General features: G+C 65.4%; 15 protein-coding genes. 8 read left to right on the top strand and 7 right to left on the bottom strand.

The window, feature by feature from the left end; all coding sequences use genetic code 11:
• Positions 1–69: 69 nt before the first annotated feature.
• The gene (locus tag QO033_RS13810; protein ID WP_284481561.1) at positions 70–1,920 is read right to left on the bottom strand and encodes a hydantoinase B/oxoprolinase family protein; all 1,851 of its coding nucleotides are present in this window, start codon (positions 1,918–1,920) and stop codon (positions 70–72) included.
• Positions 1,917–4,028 (bottom strand): hydantoinase/oxoprolinase family protein, encoded by a 2,112-nt coding sequence (locus QO033_RS13805; RefSeq protein WP_284481560.1) that lies wholly within the window; start codon positions 4,026–4,028, stop codon positions 1,917–1,919. The genes QO033_RS13810 and QO033_RS13805 overlap by 4 nt, the downstream gene beginning before the upstream one ends.
• A gap of 342 nt (positions 4,029–4,370) precedes the next feature.
• On the opposite strand from QO033_RS13805, the gene QO033_RS13800 reads away from it, so the two are divergent.
• The 3 genes from QO033_RS13800 (at position 4,371) to QO033_RS13790 (ending at position 7,922) form a co-directional block, all read left to right on the top strand.
• A complete protein-coding gene (locus tag QO033_RS13800; protein ID WP_284481559.1) occupies positions 4,371–5,621 on the top strand; it encodes an MFS transporter in 1,251 nt (416 codons plus the stop codon).
• A gap of 242 nt (positions 5,622–5,863) precedes the next feature.
• Positions 5,864–6,970: a beta/alpha barrel domain-containing protein gene (locus QO033_RS13795; RefSeq protein ID WP_284481558.1), complete on the top strand. Its 1,107-nt coding sequence runs from the start codon at positions 5,864–5,866 to the stop codon at positions 6,968–6,970.
• A gap of 10 nt (positions 6,971–6,980) precedes the next feature.
• The gene (locus QO033_RS13790) at positions 6,981–7,922 is read left to right on the top strand and encodes an NADP-dependent oxidoreductase (RefSeq protein WP_284481557.1); all 942 of its coding nucleotides are present in this window, start codon (positions 6,981–6,983) and stop codon (positions 7,920–7,922) included.
• Here the strand turns inward: QO033_RS13790 and QO033_RS13785 are convergent.
• The gene (locus QO033_RS13785) at positions 7,919–8,488 is read right to left on the bottom strand and encodes a TetR/AcrR family transcriptional regulator (protein WP_284481556.1); all 570 of its coding nucleotides are present in this window, start codon (positions 8,486–8,488) and stop codon (positions 7,919–7,921) included. The genes QO033_RS13790 and QO033_RS13785 overlap by 4 nt on opposite strands.
• Positions 8,489–8,992: 504 nt before the next feature.
• On the opposite strand from QO033_RS13785, the gene QO033_RS13780 reads away from it, so the two are divergent.
• From QO033_RS13780 to QO033_RS13760, 5 genes are all read left to right on the top strand, one after another.
• The gene (locus tag QO033_RS13780) at positions 8,993–11,149 is read left to right on the top strand and encodes an indolepyruvate ferredoxin oxidoreductase subunit alpha (RefSeq protein ID WP_284481555.1); all 2,157 of its coding nucleotides are present in this window, start codon (positions 8,993–8,995) and stop codon (positions 11,147–11,149) included.
• A 6-nt stretch (positions 11,150–11,155) separates the two neighbouring features.
• Positions 11,156–12,727 carry an indolepyruvate oxidoreductase subunit beta family protein gene (locus tag QO033_RS13775; RefSeq protein WP_284481554.1) on the top strand — a complete coding sequence of 524 codons (1,572 nt, stop codon included), beginning with the start codon at positions 11,156–11,158 and terminating at the stop codon, positions 12,725–12,727.
• On the top strand, positions 12,724–13,206 hold the full coding sequence (locus tag QO033_RS13770; RefSeq protein ID WP_284481553.1) for an acyl-CoA thioesterase: 483 nt from the start codon (positions 12,724–12,726) through the stop codon (positions 13,204–13,206). The genes QO033_RS13775 and QO033_RS13770 overlap by 4 nt, the downstream gene beginning before the upstream one ends.
• Before the next feature lie 24 nt (positions 13,207–13,230).
• Complete coding sequence (locus tag QO033_RS13765) at positions 13,231–13,764, top strand: MarR family winged helix-turn-helix transcriptional regulator (RefSeq protein WP_284481552.1); 534 nt, start codon at positions 13,231–13,233, stop codon at positions 13,762–13,764.
• Positions 13,765–13,972: 208 nt separating this feature from the next.
• Positions 13,973–14,827, top strand: a complete 855-nt coding sequence (locus tag QO033_RS13760) for an alpha/beta hydrolase (RefSeq protein WP_284481551.1) — start codon at positions 13,973–13,975, stop codon at positions 14,825–14,827.
• Positions 14,828–14,834: 7 nt separating this feature from the next.
• Here QO033_RS13760 and QO033_RS13755 read toward each other — a convergent pair whose 3' ends face one another.
• The 4 genes from QO033_RS13755 to QO033_RS13740 are packed head-to-tail and all read right to left on the bottom strand — an operon-like array spanning position 14,835 to position 18,809.
• Positions 14,835–15,581 (bottom strand): proteasome-type protease, encoded by a 747-nt coding sequence (locus QO033_RS13755; RefSeq protein WP_284481550.1) that lies wholly within the window; start codon positions 15,579–15,581, stop codon positions 14,835–14,837.
• A 38-nt stretch (positions 15,582–15,619) separates the two neighbouring features.
• Complete coding sequence (locus tag QO033_RS13750; RefSeq protein ID WP_284481549.1) at positions 15,620–16,426, bottom strand: transglutaminase family protein; 807 nt, start codon at positions 16,424–16,426, stop codon at positions 15,620–15,622.
• 4 nt (positions 16,427–16,430) lie between these two features.
• Positions 16,431–17,375 carry an alpha-E domain-containing protein gene (locus QO033_RS13745; RefSeq protein WP_284481548.1) on the bottom strand — a complete coding sequence of 315 codons (945 nt, stop codon included), beginning with the start codon at positions 17,373–17,375 and terminating at the stop codon, positions 16,431–16,433.
• Between the two features lie 3 nt (positions 17,376–17,378).
• The gene (locus QO033_RS13740; RefSeq protein WP_407682115.1) at positions 17,379–18,809 is read right to left on the bottom strand and encodes a circularly permuted type 2 ATP-grasp protein; all 1,431 of its coding nucleotides are present in this window, start codon (positions 18,807–18,809) and stop codon (positions 17,379–17,381) included.
• Positions 18,810–18,960: the final 151 nt, after the last annotated feature.

Here is an 18,960-nt window from a genome sequence, read left to right as displayed (position 1 = left end):
TCATCGGTTTCATCGGGCCGCCACGACGGGCGGCCCGGATCATGGCTTTCACCGGGCGGGCGCCGGCGATCATTCCGCCGCCAGCGGGCTGCAGCTGAACAGCCGCTCGTCCTCGATCACCGGCTGGCCCAGATTGAGCGGCGCCAGATAATGCGAAAGATAGCCGGTATCGGGTCCGCTCATCGCCGCCCGCGCCGCGGCGAGCTCGGCGCGCTTGGCCTCCGTTGCCGCGGCATCGACCGCCCCTTCGGCAGTCAGGATCACGCCATAGACATCGGCCACGTAATCGGTGGTGAGGATGTCCAGGTACACGTCCTGCGCCACCAGCTCCGGATCGCGGTCGAGCGGATCGCCATTGCCGGCGCCGCCGGCGGAGATATGGCAGAAGATATCCCCCGACTGGATCGGCACCTGGATCATCGGCATCACCGGCAGCACCTGCTGATCCGGCCCCGGGTTCAGGATGTTGTAGCAGGGCGTCCCCGGATAGCCGCCATCGACCCCATAGGGCAGGTGCCGCCGCCGGTCGGAGCGCATGATCAGCCCGGCATCATCCGCCAGCAGCCGGTATTCGCGCACGAAGGCCGGGGCGCCACGGTATTTGCCCGGACCGCCGGAGTTCTGCACCAGACCGTAGCGGGTGATCAGCACCGGGAACTGCGCCTCGATCATCTCCACCGGCTGGTTGGTGCCGTTGCCGCCCGGGTTGGGGATGCCGTGCTCACCGTCGCGCCAGTTCAGCGCACCGCCGGCCCCGGCCAGCGTCTCGGTGCAGACGAAGGCCTGGCCATTGTGACGGCCGGCGATCACCGGGAAGGTCACCCCGCCCTCGCCCGCCGCCGGGGTGTTGTCGGGCAGAATCCGGCCCAGTGCCCCGAACAGGGTATCGAGCATCCGCCAGCCCATCAGCGCCCGCGCCGCGCAGGCCGCCGGCGGCCGCGGATTGACGATGCAGCCCTCGGGCGCGATGGTCTTGATCGGCCGGGTGAAGCCCTCGAAATTCGGGATATCGCTGTCGAGCACGCATTTGATCGCCATGTAGCCGGCGGCCTTGGTGAAGGGGATCGGGCAGTTGATCGCGCCCTTCACCTCGCCCGAGGTGCCGGTCCAGTCGATGGTGATCTCGTCGCCGGCCACCCGCAGGGTGAGCTGCAGCACGATCTCTTCCGGCGTCTCGCCGAGACCGTCGACGAAATCGGTGAAGCTGTAATCGCCATCGGGGATCTTGGCGATCTCCTCGCGCATCATCGCCTCGGAGCGGTCGTGCATCTCCTCGACGAAGGCCCGGAAGGTGGCGGAGCCGTATTTCTCCAGCAGCCGGACGAAGGCCCGGTCGGCATTGGTGACCGCGGCGATCTGCGAGCGCATATCGCCCGAGACCATCTCGGGCAGGCGGTTGTTCAGCGCCATGATCTCAAAGAACGTCTCGTTCGGCTGGCCCTGATCATAGAGCTTGAGGATCGGGATTCGCACGCCTTCCTGATAGATCTCCTGTGCATAGACGGCGGTAGAGCCCGGCGCGAGCCCGCCCATGTCGGTCTGGTGCACCAGCGAACAGGCGTAACCTTCCAGCTCTCCGGCAACGAACATCGGCTTGACGATATAGACGTCGGGCAAATGCATGCCGCCGGCGACGTAAGGATCGTTGAAGACGAAGATATCGCCCGGTCGGGTATCGTCCCGGGTCTTCGCCACCAGCTTCTGCATCGCATCGGGGAAGGAGCCCAGGTGCAGCGCCATGGTCATGCCATGGGCGATCACCCGGCCTTCGCGGTCGCAGAGCCCGGTGGAGTAATCCATCGAGTCGCGCACGATGGCCGAATGCGCGGTGCGCATGATCACCAGCGCCATCTCATCGGCGATCGAGGACAGCGCGTTGCGGATCACCTGTGCGGTGATCGGATCGGTACTGGCGGTCATTCTGCATCCTCCTGCGCGGTCAGGATAATATTTCCGTGGATATCCAGCGTCGCCGTCCACTCCGGCGGCACGACGCAGGTGGTGTCGTATTCCTCGACGATCATCGGGCCACTGCGCGGGGCCGCGCCCAGATCGCTGCGGCGCAGGATCGGGGTCTGGCAGGTGCCGTGGGCGGCGCCGAAATAGACCTCGCGGCTGCGGCTCGCGACCTCCGGCGGGGTCAGCGCGGACTTGAGATCGATGTCGGCCTCCGCCTCCATCGCCACGGTGCCGACGACCCGCAGGTTCACGCTCTGCACCGGGGCCTCGTCGGTGCGATGCCCATAGGTCGCCTCATGTTCAGCGCTGAAGGCCTCGCGCATCTGCGCCCGATCGCTGGTGCCATCCGCCCCGAGCGCGACCGGCACCGTCAGCTCATGCGCCTGACCGTAATAACGCAGGTCGGCGAAACGGGCGATCCGGACGGTATCTGGGTTGCAGCCCTCTTCCGCCATCAGATCGCGCAGCCGCTTCTCCAGATCGGCGAAGATGCGGTCCATGCCGTCGTCGCCGGCATCCCCGAGGATGCCGATAAAGCTCTGCGCCAGCTCATGCTGAATCGGGGTGCGCAGCAGACCGTAGGCGCTGAAGACACCGGGGTTCAGCGGCACCACCACACGGGTCATCTCCAACGTAGTGGCGATCTCGGTCGCCAGCACCGGGCCGTTGCCGCCCATCGCGAAGAGCGTGAAGTCGCGCGGATCGCGGCCGCGATAGGTCGACACCGCCTTGACCGCGCGCACCATGGTGCCCGCCGCCACCTGGAAGATGCCATGACAGGTTTCGGTCAGCGACTTGCCGACGCGATCGGCCACCTGCCCCTGCAGCACCGCCTGGGCCTTGGGCTTGTTCAGCTTCAGCTCGCCACCGACCAGATAATCGGGGTTGATATAGCCGAGCATGATCATCGCATCGGTCAGCGTCGGATCCTCGCCGCCGGCGTCATAGGCCACCGGCCCCGGCGCCGCGCCGGCGCTTTGCGGCCCGACGGTCATCACCCCGGCACCATCGAAACCGACGATGGAACCACCCCCGGCGCCGATTTCCGAGATATCGATCACCGGCAGCTTCAACGCGTGGCCGCCGCCCATCACCAGACGGGAGGACAGGTTGATGCCGGCGCCGACCTCGTAATCCGAGGTCTTGGCGACCTGCCCGCCCTCGACCATCGCTGCCTTGGCGGTGGTGCCGCCCATATCCAGCGTGATCAGGTCGGGCAGATCGGCGGTCTTGGCCAGATCGGCCGCACCGATCACCCCGGCCGAGGGACCGGATTCGACGATATAGGCCGGCTTCATCGCCGCCTGGGTCACCGACATGACACCGCCGTCGGATTTCATCACCTGCACCGGCGCATGGATGCCGATGCCCTTCAGCTCGGTCACCAGCGACTCGAAATACCGCTTCAGCACCGGGCCGAGATAGGCGTTGATCACCGTGGTCGAGGTGCGTTCGTATTCACGGATTTCCGGCAGCAGATCGGCCGAATAGGTGATGAAGGTGCCTTCGGGCATCTTCTCGGCCAAGCGTTCGGCCACCGCCACCTCATGCGATTTGTTGGCGTAGGAGTTGATCAGGCAGATCGCCACGGATTCCACGCCTGCGGCGGTGAGCCGTTCGGCCAGCGCGTCGATTTCCGCCATCTGCAGCGGCGCGATCACCCGCCCGTCGGCGCCCAGACGCTCGTCCAGTTCGAACCGCAGGTTGCGCGGCACCAGCGGCTCCGGACGCTTGAAGGTCAGCGTGTACATCTCCGGGATGCGCAGGCGGCGGAACTCCAGCACGTCGCGGAAGCCCTTGGTGGTGATCAGGCCGGCCTTGGCGCCACGGATCTCCAGGATGGTGTTGGTCGCCACGGTGGTGGCATGGATCACCGCCTCGATCCGGTCGGGACCGATCGCCTGCATCTGCATGAGCTGGCTGATGCCCTCGGTGATGCCGCGGCCGTAGTTGTCGGGGGTGGTCGGAACCTTGCGGGTATAAAGCGCGCCGCGGTCGCCTGTGAACACCAGATCGGTGAAGGTTCCGCCGACGTCGATCCCGATGCGAAATTTCTCTGAAGCGGTCAAAACGAACGTCCTATGTTGCTGGCCCTCAGTACGCCCTGCCGGAAGAATCGGCGGGGCTGGCCTGTCTTGACGCTACTATGTGAATTTTCACATATCAAATGAATCCCCGATTTTCCCGCCTCGGTTCGCGGGCTGCCCATAATTTTAGCGTGAATTTTCACCCATTGATCTCTCCGCAGGCACCCCGGGACCCAACCGCCCCTGAGTTGGGGCCGAAGCGGGCGCAATCCCGGTTGCCCCGCTTTCCTTCATATGTAAAATTTTTACCCGAACAGACCTGCGCCGGTGTCCCCGGTCGCCCGCAAGGGCAACAGACAGGCACAGAGGCGACAAGGAGCAGGGATGTCACAGACCGAGGAGCGGGCCGCAGGCCAGGCCGGCAAGCCACCGCTCAGCCGCAGACGGTCCGCGCTGATCGTGGCGACACTGGGGCTCTGCGCCGGGATCGGAACCGCCAGCCTGACGCTGGTGATCCCGTCGCTGCCCGCCATCGGCACCGACCTGGGCATCAGTGCCACTGCGCTGGGGATCACCCAATCGGTCTTTCTGGCCGGCATTGCCCTGCCACAACTGGTGTTCGGCACGCTGGCCGACCGCTTCGGCCACCGCAAGACACTGATGGCGGGGCTGCTGCTGTTCATGCTGGGCAGCCTGCTGTGCCTGTCGGCACAGAGCTTCGGCATGCTGCTGTCCGGGCGGCTGCTGCAGGCGGTGGGCGCGGCCTCGGGTCTGGTGACCTCCCGCGCGCTGGTCCATGAAATCTATGCCGCAGACCGCGCCGCGGCGATGCTGGGCTATGTCTCCATCTGCATGATGGTGATCCCGATGTTCGCCCCGGCCATCGGCGGGCAGATCCAGGCCAGCATCGGCTGGCACAGCAATTTCGCGCTGCTGGTGGCGATTGCGCTGCTGCTTCTGGCGGCCTCTGCCGTGGCCCTGCCCCGGCGGAACGGCACCGCCCCCAGCGCCGCCACGGCGCCCCCCGTGGGCACCTATATCGCGCTGCTGAAGGCCCCGCCGTTTCACCGATATATCTGGCACGTGGTGCTGGCGGCGACGGTCACCCAGTGCTTTTTCGCCACTGCCCCCTTCGTGATGGAGCGGCACTACCACCTCGATGCGGCGGTCTATGGCACGCTCTTCACCCTGCCGGCCTTCGGCTTCATGGCCGGGGCGTTTCTGTCCGGGCGGCTGGCTGAACGGCTGGGGGTCGACCGGATGGTCGGCCTCGGCACCGGGCTGCTGGCCGCCGCCTCGCTGCTGTTCGGACTGGGGCATCTCGCCGGGCTGATCAACCTCGGGGCACTGTTCGGGTTCGTGTCGCTGATCAGCCTGGCACAGGGCATCCTGGTGCCGAGCGCACTGGTCGGGGCCACCGGCGCGCTTGGCCGGTCCTTTGGCAGCGCCTCGGGTCTCGCCGGGTTCCTGCAATTCGCGCTGGCCGCCATCGGCGTGCAGATCGCGGCGCCCCTGATCACCCTGCAGGCGACGCCCGGGCCGCTGATCCTGCTCTACATCATCATCGGCGCGCTGTCCTTCGGCTGCCTCCTGATCCTGCGCGGCAAGGGCGATCCCGCCGGCACGCTGCGCTGAAACGACATGCAATGACAGCGCATCCCGCCACTGCCCGGCCCGCCACAACACCAGGGCCGTTGACAGCGACCCGGGGATCGGGCGAGAGTTACTTTACAACTAAATAAAATTCAGAGACCCGGTCACGCCGGTACCGCGCGCGCCGACCCTGCGCCACAACGATGGCGCGGGCACCGGAACGGAAGAGGCCGCGCCCCCGCCGCCGCCCCGTCTCGCCCCACCGCCCCGAGGACGCCGACGCCATGAATGCCCCCTTTCTCACCGACCTGCCGCCGGTTCTGGACAAACCGCTGTTCCGCTTCGACCGGAGCTTTGAGGAGAACGCCGCCGCCGGCCCGGACTTCGCTGGCCCCTTCCCCGCGGTGCCGGACACCCCGATGAAGGAATTCTTCGGCCTGCCTGTCGCCTCCCGTGTCGGGCTCGCCGCCAGCCTGGTGCTGAACGAGCGCTGGTTCGACTGCTTCAGCCGGCTCGGCTTCGACATCCTGACCTACAAGACCATCCGCAGCCGCAAGAAGATCGCCCATCCGGCACCGAACTGGGTCTATCCCGATCCCGCCAGCGTGTCCGCCGATCCGGGCGCAGTGCTGCGCCTGGGCGATGGCGCCCTGCCCGCCGACCCGCTTCGGGCCACCGCCGTCGGCTCGGTCGGCATGCCCTCGTCCGATCCCGCCTTCTGGCGCGAGGACATCCGGGCCTGCCGCGCCGCGCTGCGCCCCGGGCAGGTCTTCATCGTCTCGGTGGTGGGGACTGCGCTGCCCGGACTGAGTCCCGAGGCCTTCGTCGAGGATTTCTGCCAGCTCGCCCGCGAAGCCAAGGCCGCCGGCGCCCAGGTGATCGAAACCAATTTCTCCTGCCCCAATGTGACCAAGAGCGAGGGCGAGCTCTATCTCGACACGCCGCTGGCCACGCGGATCGCCACCGCGGTGCGGGCCGCCATCGGCGACACGCCGCTTCTGGTCAAGATCGGCGCCGTGTCGGACGCGGCCCGGATGACCGAGCTGTTGCACGCCCTTGGCCCGGTGGTCGACGGCATCACCATGATCAACGCCCCCAGCCGTGAACTGCTGGATGCCGACGGCGCCCCCGCGTTTGGAGAGAACCGCCGCACCGCCGGCATGATGGGCGGCGTCAATTACCAGATCGCCCGCGCCTGCGTCGAGATGGCCACCACCATCGTCGCGCGCGACGGCATTGACTGCCGCATCCTGGCGGTGGGCGGCGTCACCACGCCGGAGCGGATCGCCGGCCTGTTCGAGGCCGGCGCCTATGCGGTGCTGGCGGCCTCCGGCGCGGTCTGGGATCCCTATCTGGCGATCCGGTCGAAACAGCTGCATCCCGATTTCTGAGGCAAGGGCGGTGCGCGCGATCACCTATGACCGCTTCGGCGGACCGGAGGTCCTGAGGCTGTCCGAGCGGCCCGATCCGGTGCCCGGCCCCGGTCAGGTCCGTGTCGATCTGGAGGCCGCCAGCGTCATCCCCGCCGACTGGAAGCTGCGCGCCGGACGGCTGACCGATCTCTTCACCGTGCAGTTCCCGAAAATCCCCGGTCGCGACGGTGCCGGGGTGGTCAGCGCCATCGGTCCCGGTGTGGACTATGCCCGCCTCGGCGACCGGGTCTGCGTCATCGCACAGCATGGCGAGAACGGCACCTATGCCCAATCGATTCTGCGCGACCGCGACAGCCTGACCCCGGCGCCTGTGACCCTGGCGCCGGCCGAGGCCGCCGCGCTGATGCATGCCGGCGTCTGCGCCGTGATCTGTATCGAGGAGATCGCCCGGGTGAGACCCCGCCAGCGGGTGCTGATCCAGGGCGGCGCCGGGGCGATCGGCAGCCTTGCGGTACAGCTTGCCCATCACGCCGGTGCCTTCGTCGCCGCCACCGCCCGCGCCGAGAACGCCGCCCATCTGCGCGCCATGGGGGCCGATCAGGCCATCGCCTACGACCGGGAGGATTTCACCCGGATCGCCGCCCCCTTCGACATCGTTCTCGACCTGATCGGCGGCGAGGTCCACCAGCGTTCCTACAGCGTGCTGGCCCCCGGCGGCCATATGGTCTGCCTGCGGGCGGCACCGTTTCAGGACCGCTCTGCCGAACATGCGGTACGGCTCACCCTGGCCGAAATCCACGACCGGCCGGAAACGCTGCGCCGGGTGGTCGCGCTGGCCGATCAACGGGTATTGCGGCCGCAGGTGGCGCTGCGGTTGCCGCTGGAGAGAGCCGCCGAGGCGCATCGGCTGATGCAGGAGGGCCGGATTTCGCGCGGACGGATCGTGCTGGATATCCCGCCGCGCCCCTAACCCTCCGGCCCCAGGATCAACCGGCACATGACCTCCGCCGCCTGTTCCAGATCGGCAATATCGTTCAGGTGCCGGTTGATGACGAAACCGTCATAGGCCATCAGGATCAGGTTCGGCAAAACCTCAAGATCGGCCTGCTGCGCAACCGGTGCAGGCAGCACCCGTTCCAGCATCGCCCGCAGACGTGCCTCCGTCGATTTCAGCAGCGCGCCCGGCTTGCCGGCGCCGCGATCCGCCGAGGACAGCGCCTCCATCAGGCTGTTGGCCAGCCCCACGTTGCGCATCGGGATATCCCGCCACACCCCCAGCAACAGGGTCCGCAACCTGTCGCGCGGCGGCGCATCCGCTTCGAGCTGATGCTCCAGATCCTCGAAACAACCGCTCTGCCAGGGTTCATAGGCGGCATAGAGCAGGTGCAGCTTGGAATCGAAGTAGGAGTAGACGCTGCCGACCCCGACATTGGCGGACCGGGCGATCTGGCTGAGCGTGGTCTTGTGATAGCCCTGCTCGGAAAACAGGTGATAGGCCGCATCGAGAATGGCGTTGTGAACGGATTCCTTCTTCACCTGCACCATCTTCGCCCTGCCCTTTCGCTACCCCGGCCCATCCCCCGATCTGGGCATGAATTGGCGGACCAATCAACATAACCGCAACGGCAACCACGCCGGAGACCGGGAATACTTGAGCCATAAAGCATCCATTCCCGCCGGATGCACCCGCCACCCCAGACGCTGCGCAAAATTTGGGCATTGATTCCCGGCTGTCCGGAACCACGGGAAAAACCAGCCGCGGACGGCGGTGACGGGCCCGGTTTGTACCTGTTTCACTAGCCCCGCCCTGGCACGGCGCCCTTGTCCGCAGCACGACCCCAAGTCTGGTTTTGCAATTCACGCAGTATCCTGTTACATGATTTTGCATGTAATAAGGCGAGACAAAGTCAGGCCTGGGCCGCAGCGTCGACCGCTCAAATTTCGACCAGAGGGAAGAGGTTTCCCCCTCCTCCAGGCCACAAAGTCTTGACCTATTTTACATATAAAATTAATTCAGACCTCAGCGAGAAGGAGAGATCCATGGCTGAACGATCATTCGCGAAGGAGGTCGAAGACCTCAAGCTGGGCGACGGGGATATCTTCCGGGGCGAAGGGATTCTGGCCATCACCAAGGCGCTGCTGCAGTCGGGGATCTCTTACGTCGGCGGCTATCAGGGCTCGCCGATCTCGCATTTGATGGATGTTCTGGCCGACGCCAACGACCTGCTGGAGGACCTCGGCGTCAACTATCAGGCCTCCGCCAGCGAAGCGACTGCGGGCGCCATGCTCTCGGCCTCGGTGATGTACCCGCTGCGCGGGGCCGTCGCCTGGAAATCGACGGTCGGCACCAACGTCGCCTCCGACGCGCTGGCGAACCTCGCCTCGGGCGGGGTGACCGGCGGCGCCATGGTCATCGTCGGCGAGGACTATGGCGAGGGCTCCTCGATCATGCAGGAGCGAACACATGCATTTGCAATGAAATCGCAGATGTGGCTTCTGGACCCGCGCCCCGAGCAGGAGTGCATGGTCAACCTGATCGAGAAGGGCTTCGAGCTGTCGGAAGCTTCCAACACGCCGGTCCTGCTGCAGGTCCGCGTCCGGTCGTGCCACATGCACGGCAGCTTCGTCTGCAAGGACAACAAGCGCCCCGAGTTCACCCTGAAGGACGCGTTGAACACGCCCAGGCGCGACCTTAGCCGCATCGTGCTGCCGCCGGCCGCCTATGTGCAGGAACAGGAGAAGATCAAACAACGCTTCCCCGCCGCGATCGACTTCATCAAGACCCACAGGCTGAACGAATTCTTCGGCGACAAAGCCGGCAGCAAGACCGGGATCATCGTCCAGGGCGGCCTGTACAACAGCACCATCCGGGCGCTGCAGTTCCTCGGCCTCAGCGATGCCTACGGCAACACCCAGGTGCCGCTCTATGTGATGAACGTGGCCTACCCGACCATCGACAGCGAGGTGGCGGAGTTCTGCGACGGGCTCGACCACGTTCTGGTCGTGGAGGAAGGCCAGCCGGAATTCATCGAACAGTCGATCTCCACCGTCACCGCCCGGCGCAAGACACCGGTGACCGTGCACGGCAAGGATTACCTGCCGATGGGCGGCGATTACACCGCCGCGGTGCTGATGGGGGGTATCGAGCGGTTCCTGGAAGATCACGATCCGGTCCAGCTGGGCAACCGGCCGCCGCTGCCCGATCCGGTACCGATCCTGACCCAGCCGGCGGTGGAAAAGCTCAAGGACGTGGTCCCCTCGCGGCCGCCCGGGCTCTGTACCGGCTGCCCGGAACGGCCGATCTTCGCCGCCATGAAGCTGGTGCACGAAGAGCTGGGCGAACACCATGTCTCAGCCGACATCGGCTGTCACCTGTTCTCGATCCTGCCGCCCTTCGACCTCGGCACCACGACGATGGGCTACGGGCTGGGCGCGGCCTCGGCTTCGGCCTTCAACGTCAAGGGGGCGAAACGGTCGATCGCGATCATGGGCGACGGCGGCTTCTGGCACAACGGGCTGACCAGCGGCATCGGCAACGCCGTGTTCAACAAGCACGACGGCGTCTTCCTGATCATCGACAACTATTATTCCTCCGCCACCGGCGGTCAGGACATCCTGTCATCCCGCGCCTTCAACAAGCGCCGGAAGACCAACAATTCCATCGTCACCGCGGTGAAGGGGATCGGGGTCACCTGGGTTCGCCAGATCGACCGCACCTATGACGTCAACCAGATGCGCGACGTGCTGCGCGAGGCGCTGACCACCGATGCCGAGGGGCCGAAGGTGATCGTCGCCTCCTCCGAATGCATGCTGAACAAGCAGCGCCGGGTGAAGCCGCAGATCCGCAAGGCGATCCAGTCGGGCGCGCGCACCGTGACCCAGCGGTTCGGCGTCGACGAGGATGTCTGCACCGGCGATCATGCCTGTATCCGGCTGTCGGGCTGCCCGTCGCTGTCGGTCAAGGAGCTGGACGATCCGCTGCGCGACGATCCGGTCGCCGCCATCGACAACACCTGCGTCGCCTGCGGCAACTGTGGCGAGGTGGCCGATGCCGCCGTCCTCTGCCCCAGTTTCTACCGCGCCGATGTCGTCAACAACCCCACTGGCTGGGACCGGTTCAGATCGCGCGTGACCATGGGCGCGATCGGGTTCCTGCAAAAGCGCCGCGAACGCGCCGCCGTCTCTTTCGATGCGTGATCCAAGATGAAATCCGATACTGTGAAACTGAACCTCGAAGCGGTCGGCCCGGCCACCGAACGGCCGATTTCCGTTGCCATCGTCGCCATGGGCGGTCAGGGGGGCGGCGTGCTGACCAACTGGATCGTCGATCTGGCTGAAACCCAGGGCTGGGTGGCGCAATCCACCTCTGTCCCGGGTGTCGCCCAGCGGACCGGCGCGACGATCTACTATGTCGAGATGATGCCGCATGACCCCGAAGGGCGGGCGCCAATCCTGGCGCAGATGCCGACCCCGGGCGATGTCGATGTGGTGATCGCCTCTGAGTTCATGGAGGCCGGCAGGTCGATCCTGCGCGGCATCGTCACCCCGGACCGCACCACGCTGATCGCCTCGGACCACCGCGCCCTGGCGGTGACCGAGAAGATGGCGCCCGGCGAGGGCATCGCCGACAGCGGCGCGGTCTTCGACGCCATCGGGGTGACGGCACAGCAAGAGTTCATCTTCGACATGAACGACCTGGCCACCCGCAACGGCAGCGTCATCTCCTCGGCGATGTTCGGCGCGCTGGCGGCCTCCGGCACCCTGCCGTTTCCCCGCGACGCGTTTTACGAGGTGATCCGCAAAGGCGGCAAAGGGGTCGAAGCCAGCATCCGTACCTTCGACGCCGCCTTTGACCGCGCGGTGAACGGCCCTGCCGCCGAGACCCTCGCACCGGCGACCGAGGATGCAGAAACCGTGACGGTGCCGACGCAGGTCCGCTCCCGCAAGGCCAACCGGCTGCTGCAGCAATTGCTGAAGGAACAGCCCGCCGAGGTGCAGGAGATCGCCTTTCTCGGCCTGAAGAAGGTGGTCGATTTCCAGGATGCCGCCTATGGCCGCGAATACCTCGACCTTCTGCGCGATCTGCAGGCCAGGGACGCCGCCGCCGGCGGCACCGCCCGCGGCTGGCTCTTCACCCGCGAGGCGGCGAAATACCTGGCCAATGCCATGGCCTATGACGACATCATGCGGGTGGCGGATGCCAAGACCCGGCAGGCGCGGCGCCAGCGGATCGAACAGGACCTGGGCCTGAAGGGCGATCAGACCCTGCAGACCACTGAGTTCATGCACCCCCGGATGGAGGAGCTCACCTCGATCCTGCCGGCGAGACTGGCGGCGGCGATTATCGCCCGGCCCCGGCTCTATGCCTGGCTGGACCGGCGGTTCAACAAGGGGCGGCGGGTGAAGACCTATTCGCTGTCGGGCTTCGTCGTGCTCTATGCGCTGGCAGGGTATCGGCGGATGCGCCGGCTGTCGCTGCGCCACCGTGACGAGATCGCCCATCGCGGCGCCTGGCTGGACCAGGCCACCGAGGCGCTGGACCGGGATTACGATCTGGGGGTGGAGGTGCTGCGCTTCCGCCGGCTGATCAAGGGCTATTCCGACACCCATGATCGCGGCAAATCGAAGTTCGACAAGGTGATGGCCACCGCCCGCCGCCTGACCGGACGCGAGGATGCCGCGCAATGGGCCAGGATCCTGCTGACCTCCGCCGTCAAGGACTCCTCTCACCAGAGCCTTGATGAGACCATCCAGACCGTCGAGACCTTCGTATGACCCCAGACGACACCCCCGCCGCGCCGCGTCCCCGGCCCATGACCCGCGACCAGCTGCCCCAGGGGATGTGGTCCCATCGGGTCACCTTCCGCCACGGGCAATGCGATCCGGCGGGGATCGTCTATACGCCGAAATTCTTCGACGTCTTCAACCAGGCCATCGAGGCCTGGTTCTGCGACTGCCTCGGCCTGAACTACTACGAGCTGATCGGTGAGCGCCGCACCGGGCTGGGATATGTCCATGCGTCGGCCAGCTTCTTTTCCCCTTGCAGGATGGGAGACGAAGTCGATATCTTTGTTCGGGTGGTCAAAATTGGGAAGAGTTCATACAGCCTGGTGCTGCACGCCATGCTGGGGGAAGGCGAAGCCTTGCGCGGAGACTATACGACGGTGACCACATCTCTGGAGACGCATCGCCCCATTCCCATTCCCGAGGATATCAAGACCGCCCTGACAGCCTATTACAACGAAACCCAATAATAATAGAGAACGCGGGACTTTCGGATGAGCTTACCCTCCCTGCCCTTGGTCGATGACGATAAACAGGTTTTTGTCGAAGGGGAGGCGTCGCTGACAGAACGACAGCAGGCCGAAACCCGGTTCTGGCTGCAGGTGCTGAAGGTCCACCGGCTGATCTTCGACGATCTGAACTCTGCCCTGATCGCCGGCGCCGGTCTCAGCATCGCGAAATTCGATGTGCTGGCACAGCTTTACCGGTTTCGCGACGGTCTTTCGATGAGCGAGCTGTCGACCAATCTCAAGGTCACCAACGGCAATGTCTCCGGCCTGATCGCGCGGCTGCAGAAGGACGGATATGTCAGCAAGACGGTGGCCGAAACCGACCGGCGGTCGTTCCGCGCCACCATCACCGACGAAGGCATCGCGGTGTTTCAGAAGGCGGTGCAGCTGCACCGGGGCGAAACCTCGCGCAAATTGCGCAACATCTCCCTGCAGGAGATCGAGGACATGGCCAACAGCATGCGCCATCTCGCCGAAGAAATCAGAAACGCCGAAGCCGAAGACGCGGAAAAGGGCTGATCCCAAACGCCGAAATCCCATTTCCGCATCCGGGAATTGGCGATCTGTTTCGACTTTTTCAAAAGATGGAATTGGGGCGTCTGTGGCCTGCCCCAAAGACAGGCACCTGCGCTGCCGCGCCCGCCCCCGCAGGGCGGGCCCGCCGGCCACGCTTTGACATCCCCTCCGGAGATACTAAAGTCATAAAATAAATTCTGGAGCTTCCCCGATGTCCGATCCGGTCTTTCGCGACTATTCTCAGGCGGCGCTGGATCGCCAGTACGATCAGAGCAAGTGGTCCCGCCGGCCGCCCGCCGCCTATGCGGCAGAATACCGGGCGCGGACCGATGCCGCAAAGGCCGCTCTCGGCGCGCCGACCGCCTACGCCTATGGCGACAGCCCTGCCGAAACGCTCGACGTCTACCGCGCCGCCGCAAGCGAGGCGCCGGTTCATGTCTTTATCCACGGCGGCGCCTGGCGCAGCATGAGCAAAGCCGACAGCGGTTTCGCGGCGGAGCTCTTCGTCAGCCGTGGCATCCATTTCGTCGCGCTGGACTTCGGCCTGTTGCCGGCGGTCGATCTGCGCGAGATGGTCGTCCAGACCCGCCGCGGGCTGGCCTGGGTCTATCGCAACGCGGCCCGCTTCGGCGGCAATCCCGAGCGGATCTTTGTCTCCGGCCATTCCTCGGGTGGGCATCTGGCGGCCTGTGTCGCGGTCACCGACTGGGCCGGCGCCTTCGGTCTGCCCGCCGATCTCCTCAAGGGGGCGCTCTGTTGCAGCGGCGGCTATGACCTCGGCCCGGTGCAGCTGAGCGCCCGCAACGATTACATGCAGCTCGATGATGCCATGGTCGCCGAACTGAGCCCGAACCGCCACCTCGACCGGCTGGGATGCCCGCTGGCGCTGGCGGTGGGCGATGCGGAATCGGACGACTTCACCCGCCAGTCCGTCGCCATGGCTGCCGCCGGCGGGCTGCCGCTGCACGTCGGCCGCAACATGGATCATTTCGAGATCAGCTTCACCCTGGGCGACGCTGGCGGGCTGCTGGCGGATCTGGCGCTCAGGCAGATCGCCGGCGCCTGAACGGCGCCTAATCCGTCTCTTCGGGGAAGGTGAAATCGGGCAGATGGCCGAAGGCGTCGCGCAAGGCGATGCCCCAGCCGCTTGAGACCTCTTCGAAATAGGGATCGTTCTGCTGGATGCGGAACTGGCGCCCGATCTTCAGCCCGTCGCGCCGGTAGACATGCACATCGAGCGGCAGGCTCACCGACAGGTTGGCCTTGATGGTGGAATCGAAGGACACCAGCAACAGCTTGATCGCCGCCTCGAAGCTGAGGTCGGGCTCATAGGCGCGCACCAGGATCGGCCGGCCGTATTTGGTCTCGCCGATCTGGAAATAAGGGGTGTCGAAGCTCGCCTCGATGAAATTACCCTCGGGGTAGATCAGGAACAGCCGGGGCTCGCCGCCCGCGACCTGACCGCCAAGGATCATGGTGGCATTGAAGGTCGCATCGGCGCGCTGACCGACCTCCGCATGGGTGGCGATGACCTCTTTCAGCGTGTTGCCCACCAAGGTCGCCACCTGAAACATCGATTTCGCCTCAAGGATACCGGGCTGGCGCGCGGCGGGCTCCTTGCTGCGCTCCTCCAGCAGGCTGACCACCGATTGCGTGGTCGCCAGATTGCCGGCGGTCATCAGGGTGATAGCGCGCTCTCCCGGCACCTCCCAGGTGAACATCTTGCGGAAGGTCGAGATGTTATCGATACCGGAATTGGTGCGGGTGTCCGACATGAACACCAGCCCCTTGTTCAGCATGAGTCCCACACAATAGGTCATTTGACGGCACCTCTTCCACGACGCGCTTATCAAGCAGCCTATTGCTGAACTTGCAAGGTCACATGTAACGCCTCGTCCCCCGCGCCCTGACGTAAGCCGTGGATCGGCGCGGCATCGCGATAATCGCGGCCCGTCGCCACCCGGACATAGCGCGCGTCCGGACAAATCCCGTTCGACACGTCGAAGCCGACCCAACCCAGCCCGGCGGTCCAGACCTCGGCCCAGGCATGGGCGGCATCCTGTTCCACCTGCCCGTCCAGCAGCAGGTAACCGCTGACATAACGTGCAGGATAGCCCAGAAGCCGCGCCACCGCGATCATGATCTGCGCATGGTCCTGGCAGACGCCGTGCCCCGCGGCCAACGCTGCCTCGGCTGTGGTGGTGCTGTCGGTGTGGCCGGCCTCGTAGGCGACGGCCTCGCCGATCATCGCCGACAGTGCATGCAGCGGCTCGACACCGCCCGGCTCCCGCCCCTCGCTCCGCACCCGGGCGGCCAGCTGGCGCAGTTGCGGCCCCGGCGCGGTCAGCGGCGTGCTGCCCCGAAACAGCCAGAGCGGCGCATAGCCCTTGTGCGGCCCGATCACCCCGTTCAGATCGCTGACCTCGACACAGCCCTCGGTCAGGATTTCCAGGGTCCGGGTCGCAGGATCCGCGATCACCAGTTCGGTGTGATTGCCGAACTGGTCGTCGAAAGTCAGTTGCTTGGTGCCGCCCTGCACCGTCGAGGACCACTCCAGCACCTCCTGTCCCGGCCCGGTGCGTGGCACCAGCCGCAGCTGCTGCAGCGCGTAATAGGCCGGCTCGTCATAGGTATAGGTGGTGGTATGGGTGATCTTCAGCCGCATCTGCCTACCCGTAGAATTTGAAATCGGTCTCGATCAGGCCGGACAGCCGCGCCGCATCGGCGAGGAATTCGGCCAGGAACTCGTGCAGCCCCTCGTCGAAAATGGCCTCCACCGACGCCGAGCTGACCCGCGCGCAAATGCGCTCCGCCTGGATCTGGCTTTCCTGACGCTGGCCGTATTCCTCTTCCAGCAGACCCAGATACTGGCTGATCTTGGTGCAGCAGAAGGCCAGCGACCGCGGCATCCGCTTGTCGAGGATCAGGAATTCCGCAATCCCCTGCGGCGTCAGATCGCCACCGTTCAGCCAGTGATAGGACCGCTCCGCCGATACCGACCGCAGGATCACCTCCCACTGCACGTTGTCGATGCTGGAGCCGACGAAAGAGGCCGAGGGCAGCAGGACATAATATTTCACGTCCAGGATCCGCGCCGTGTTGTCGGCGCGTTCGAGAAAGGTGCCCAGCCGCGAGAAGGCATAGATGTCGTTGCGCAGCATGGTGCCGTGCAGCGCGCCCCGCACCACCGAGGTCCGGTTGCGCACCATCATCAGCGTTTCATGCAGGTTGCGCTCGGTGACCGGCCGCGCCAGCGCCGCCTTCAGCTCCATCCAGCATTCGTTCACCGCTTCCCAGACCTCGCCGGACAGCGCGGTGCGCACCATGCGGGCATTCGAGCGGGCGGCCTCGATCGCGCTCATCACCGAGGAGGAGTTCGACTTGTCGCGCAGCAGGAAGTTGATCGCGCTGGCGGCCTCGAAGCTCTCGTGTTTTTCCAGATAGGCCTCGTTCATCCCGGCCGTGGTCAGGATCGATTCCCATTCGTTCGTGCCGTTGTTGGCGTGGGTCAGGGCGATATACCACCCGGCCTCAAGAAGACGGGCGGTATTCTCTGCCCGCTCCAGATAGCGGAACATCCAATACAGTCCGCCGGCGTTCTTTCCGAGCGTCATGCGTCAGTCCCCCAGAACCCAGGTATCCTTGGTGCCCCCGCCCTGAGACGAGTTCACCACCAGCGACCCTTTCTTCAGCGCCACCCGCGTCAGCCCTCCCGGGGTCATGTCGATCCGGTTGGGCGACACCAGCACGAAGGGCCGCAGATCCACATGGCGCGGCGCCAGCCCCGCCTTGGTCAGGATCGGCACCGTCGACAGCGACAGCGTCGGCTGCGCGATGTAATTGGCCGGCTTGGCGCGCAGCTTCTTCTCGAAAGCGGCGATTTCCTTCTTGCTCGCTACCGGGCCGACCAGCATGCCGTAGCCGCCCGAGCCGTGAACCTCCTTCACCACCAGTTCCGAAAGATGCTCCAGCACATAGGCCAGCGCATCGGGTTCGGAACAGCGCCAGGTCGGCACGTTGGGCAGGATCGCCTTTTCGCCGGTGTAGAATTCGATGATGTCGGGCATGTAGGAATAGAGCGCCTTGTCGTCGGCGATTCCGGTGCCCGGCGCATTGGCCAGGGTGATATTGCCGGCGCGGTAGACATCCATGATCCCCGGCACCCCCAGCACGCTTTCCGGGTTGAAGGTCAACGGGTCGAGGTAATCGTCGTCGACCCGGCGATAAAGCACGTCGATCGGCTTGTAACCGCGCGTCGTGCGCATCGCCACGCGGCCGTTCTCGACCCTGAGGTCATGCGCCTCGACCAGTTCCGCCCCCATCCGGTCGGCCAGGAAGGCATGTTCGAAATAGGCGGAGTTGTGGATGCCTGGCGTCAGCACCGCCACCACCGGCTTGTCGTTGGGCGAGTTCTGCGGCGCGCTGTCCGACAACGACCGGCGCAACAGCTGCGGATAGGCGCTGACCGGACGCACCTTGAGCTTGGTGAAAAGCTCCGGGAACATCTGCACCATCGTCTCGCGGTTCTCCAGCATGTAGGAGACGCCGGAGGGCGTGCGGGCGTTGTCTTCCAGCACGAAGAACTCATCCTCGCCGGTGCGCACCAGATCGACGCCGACGATATGGGTATAGACGCCACCGGGCGGGTTGACCCCGATCATCTGCGGCAGAAAGGCATCGTTGCCGGCGATCAGATGTTCCGGGATGCGGCCCGCGCGCAGGATTTCCTGGCGGTGATAGATGTCATGGAGAAAGGCGTTGATCGCGCGCACGCGCTGTTCGATGCCGCGTTCCAGCTTGGCCCATTCGCGCGCCGCGATGATCCGCGGCACGATGTCGAAGGGGATCAGCCGTTCGTCGGCCTCTTCCTGCCCATAGACGTTGAAGGTGATGCCGATGCGGCGAAAGAACGCCTCGGCCTCTGCCGATTTGCGCCGGAGCCCTTTCAGGTCTTCGCCGCAAAACCAATTGTAATAGCCTTCGTAAGGCGGCCGGGCCTGGTCGAGGCCGGCAAGCATTTCATCAAACTGTGTATCGGTATGGCCCATGGAATGATCAGCCTCCCTCGTTAACCGAACAGCAAGGGATCGACTGAAGGCCGCGCCGTCGCATCAGGCGCGGCCAAATGCATTGCTGAAAAACCATGCGCTCCGCACAAATGTGAGGCGTTTCTTGTCTGAAGCACCGAATTCTCCCCGT

It is taken from the genome of Pseudodonghicola flavimaris (genome assembly GCF_030164425.1).
GTDB lineage: Bacteria > Pseudomonadota > Alphaproteobacteria > Rhodobacterales > Rhodobacteraceae > Pseudodonghicola > Pseudodonghicola flavimaris.
Note: the sequence above shows the minus strand (reverse complement) of the source record. Positions and strands in the feature narration are given on the sequence as shown.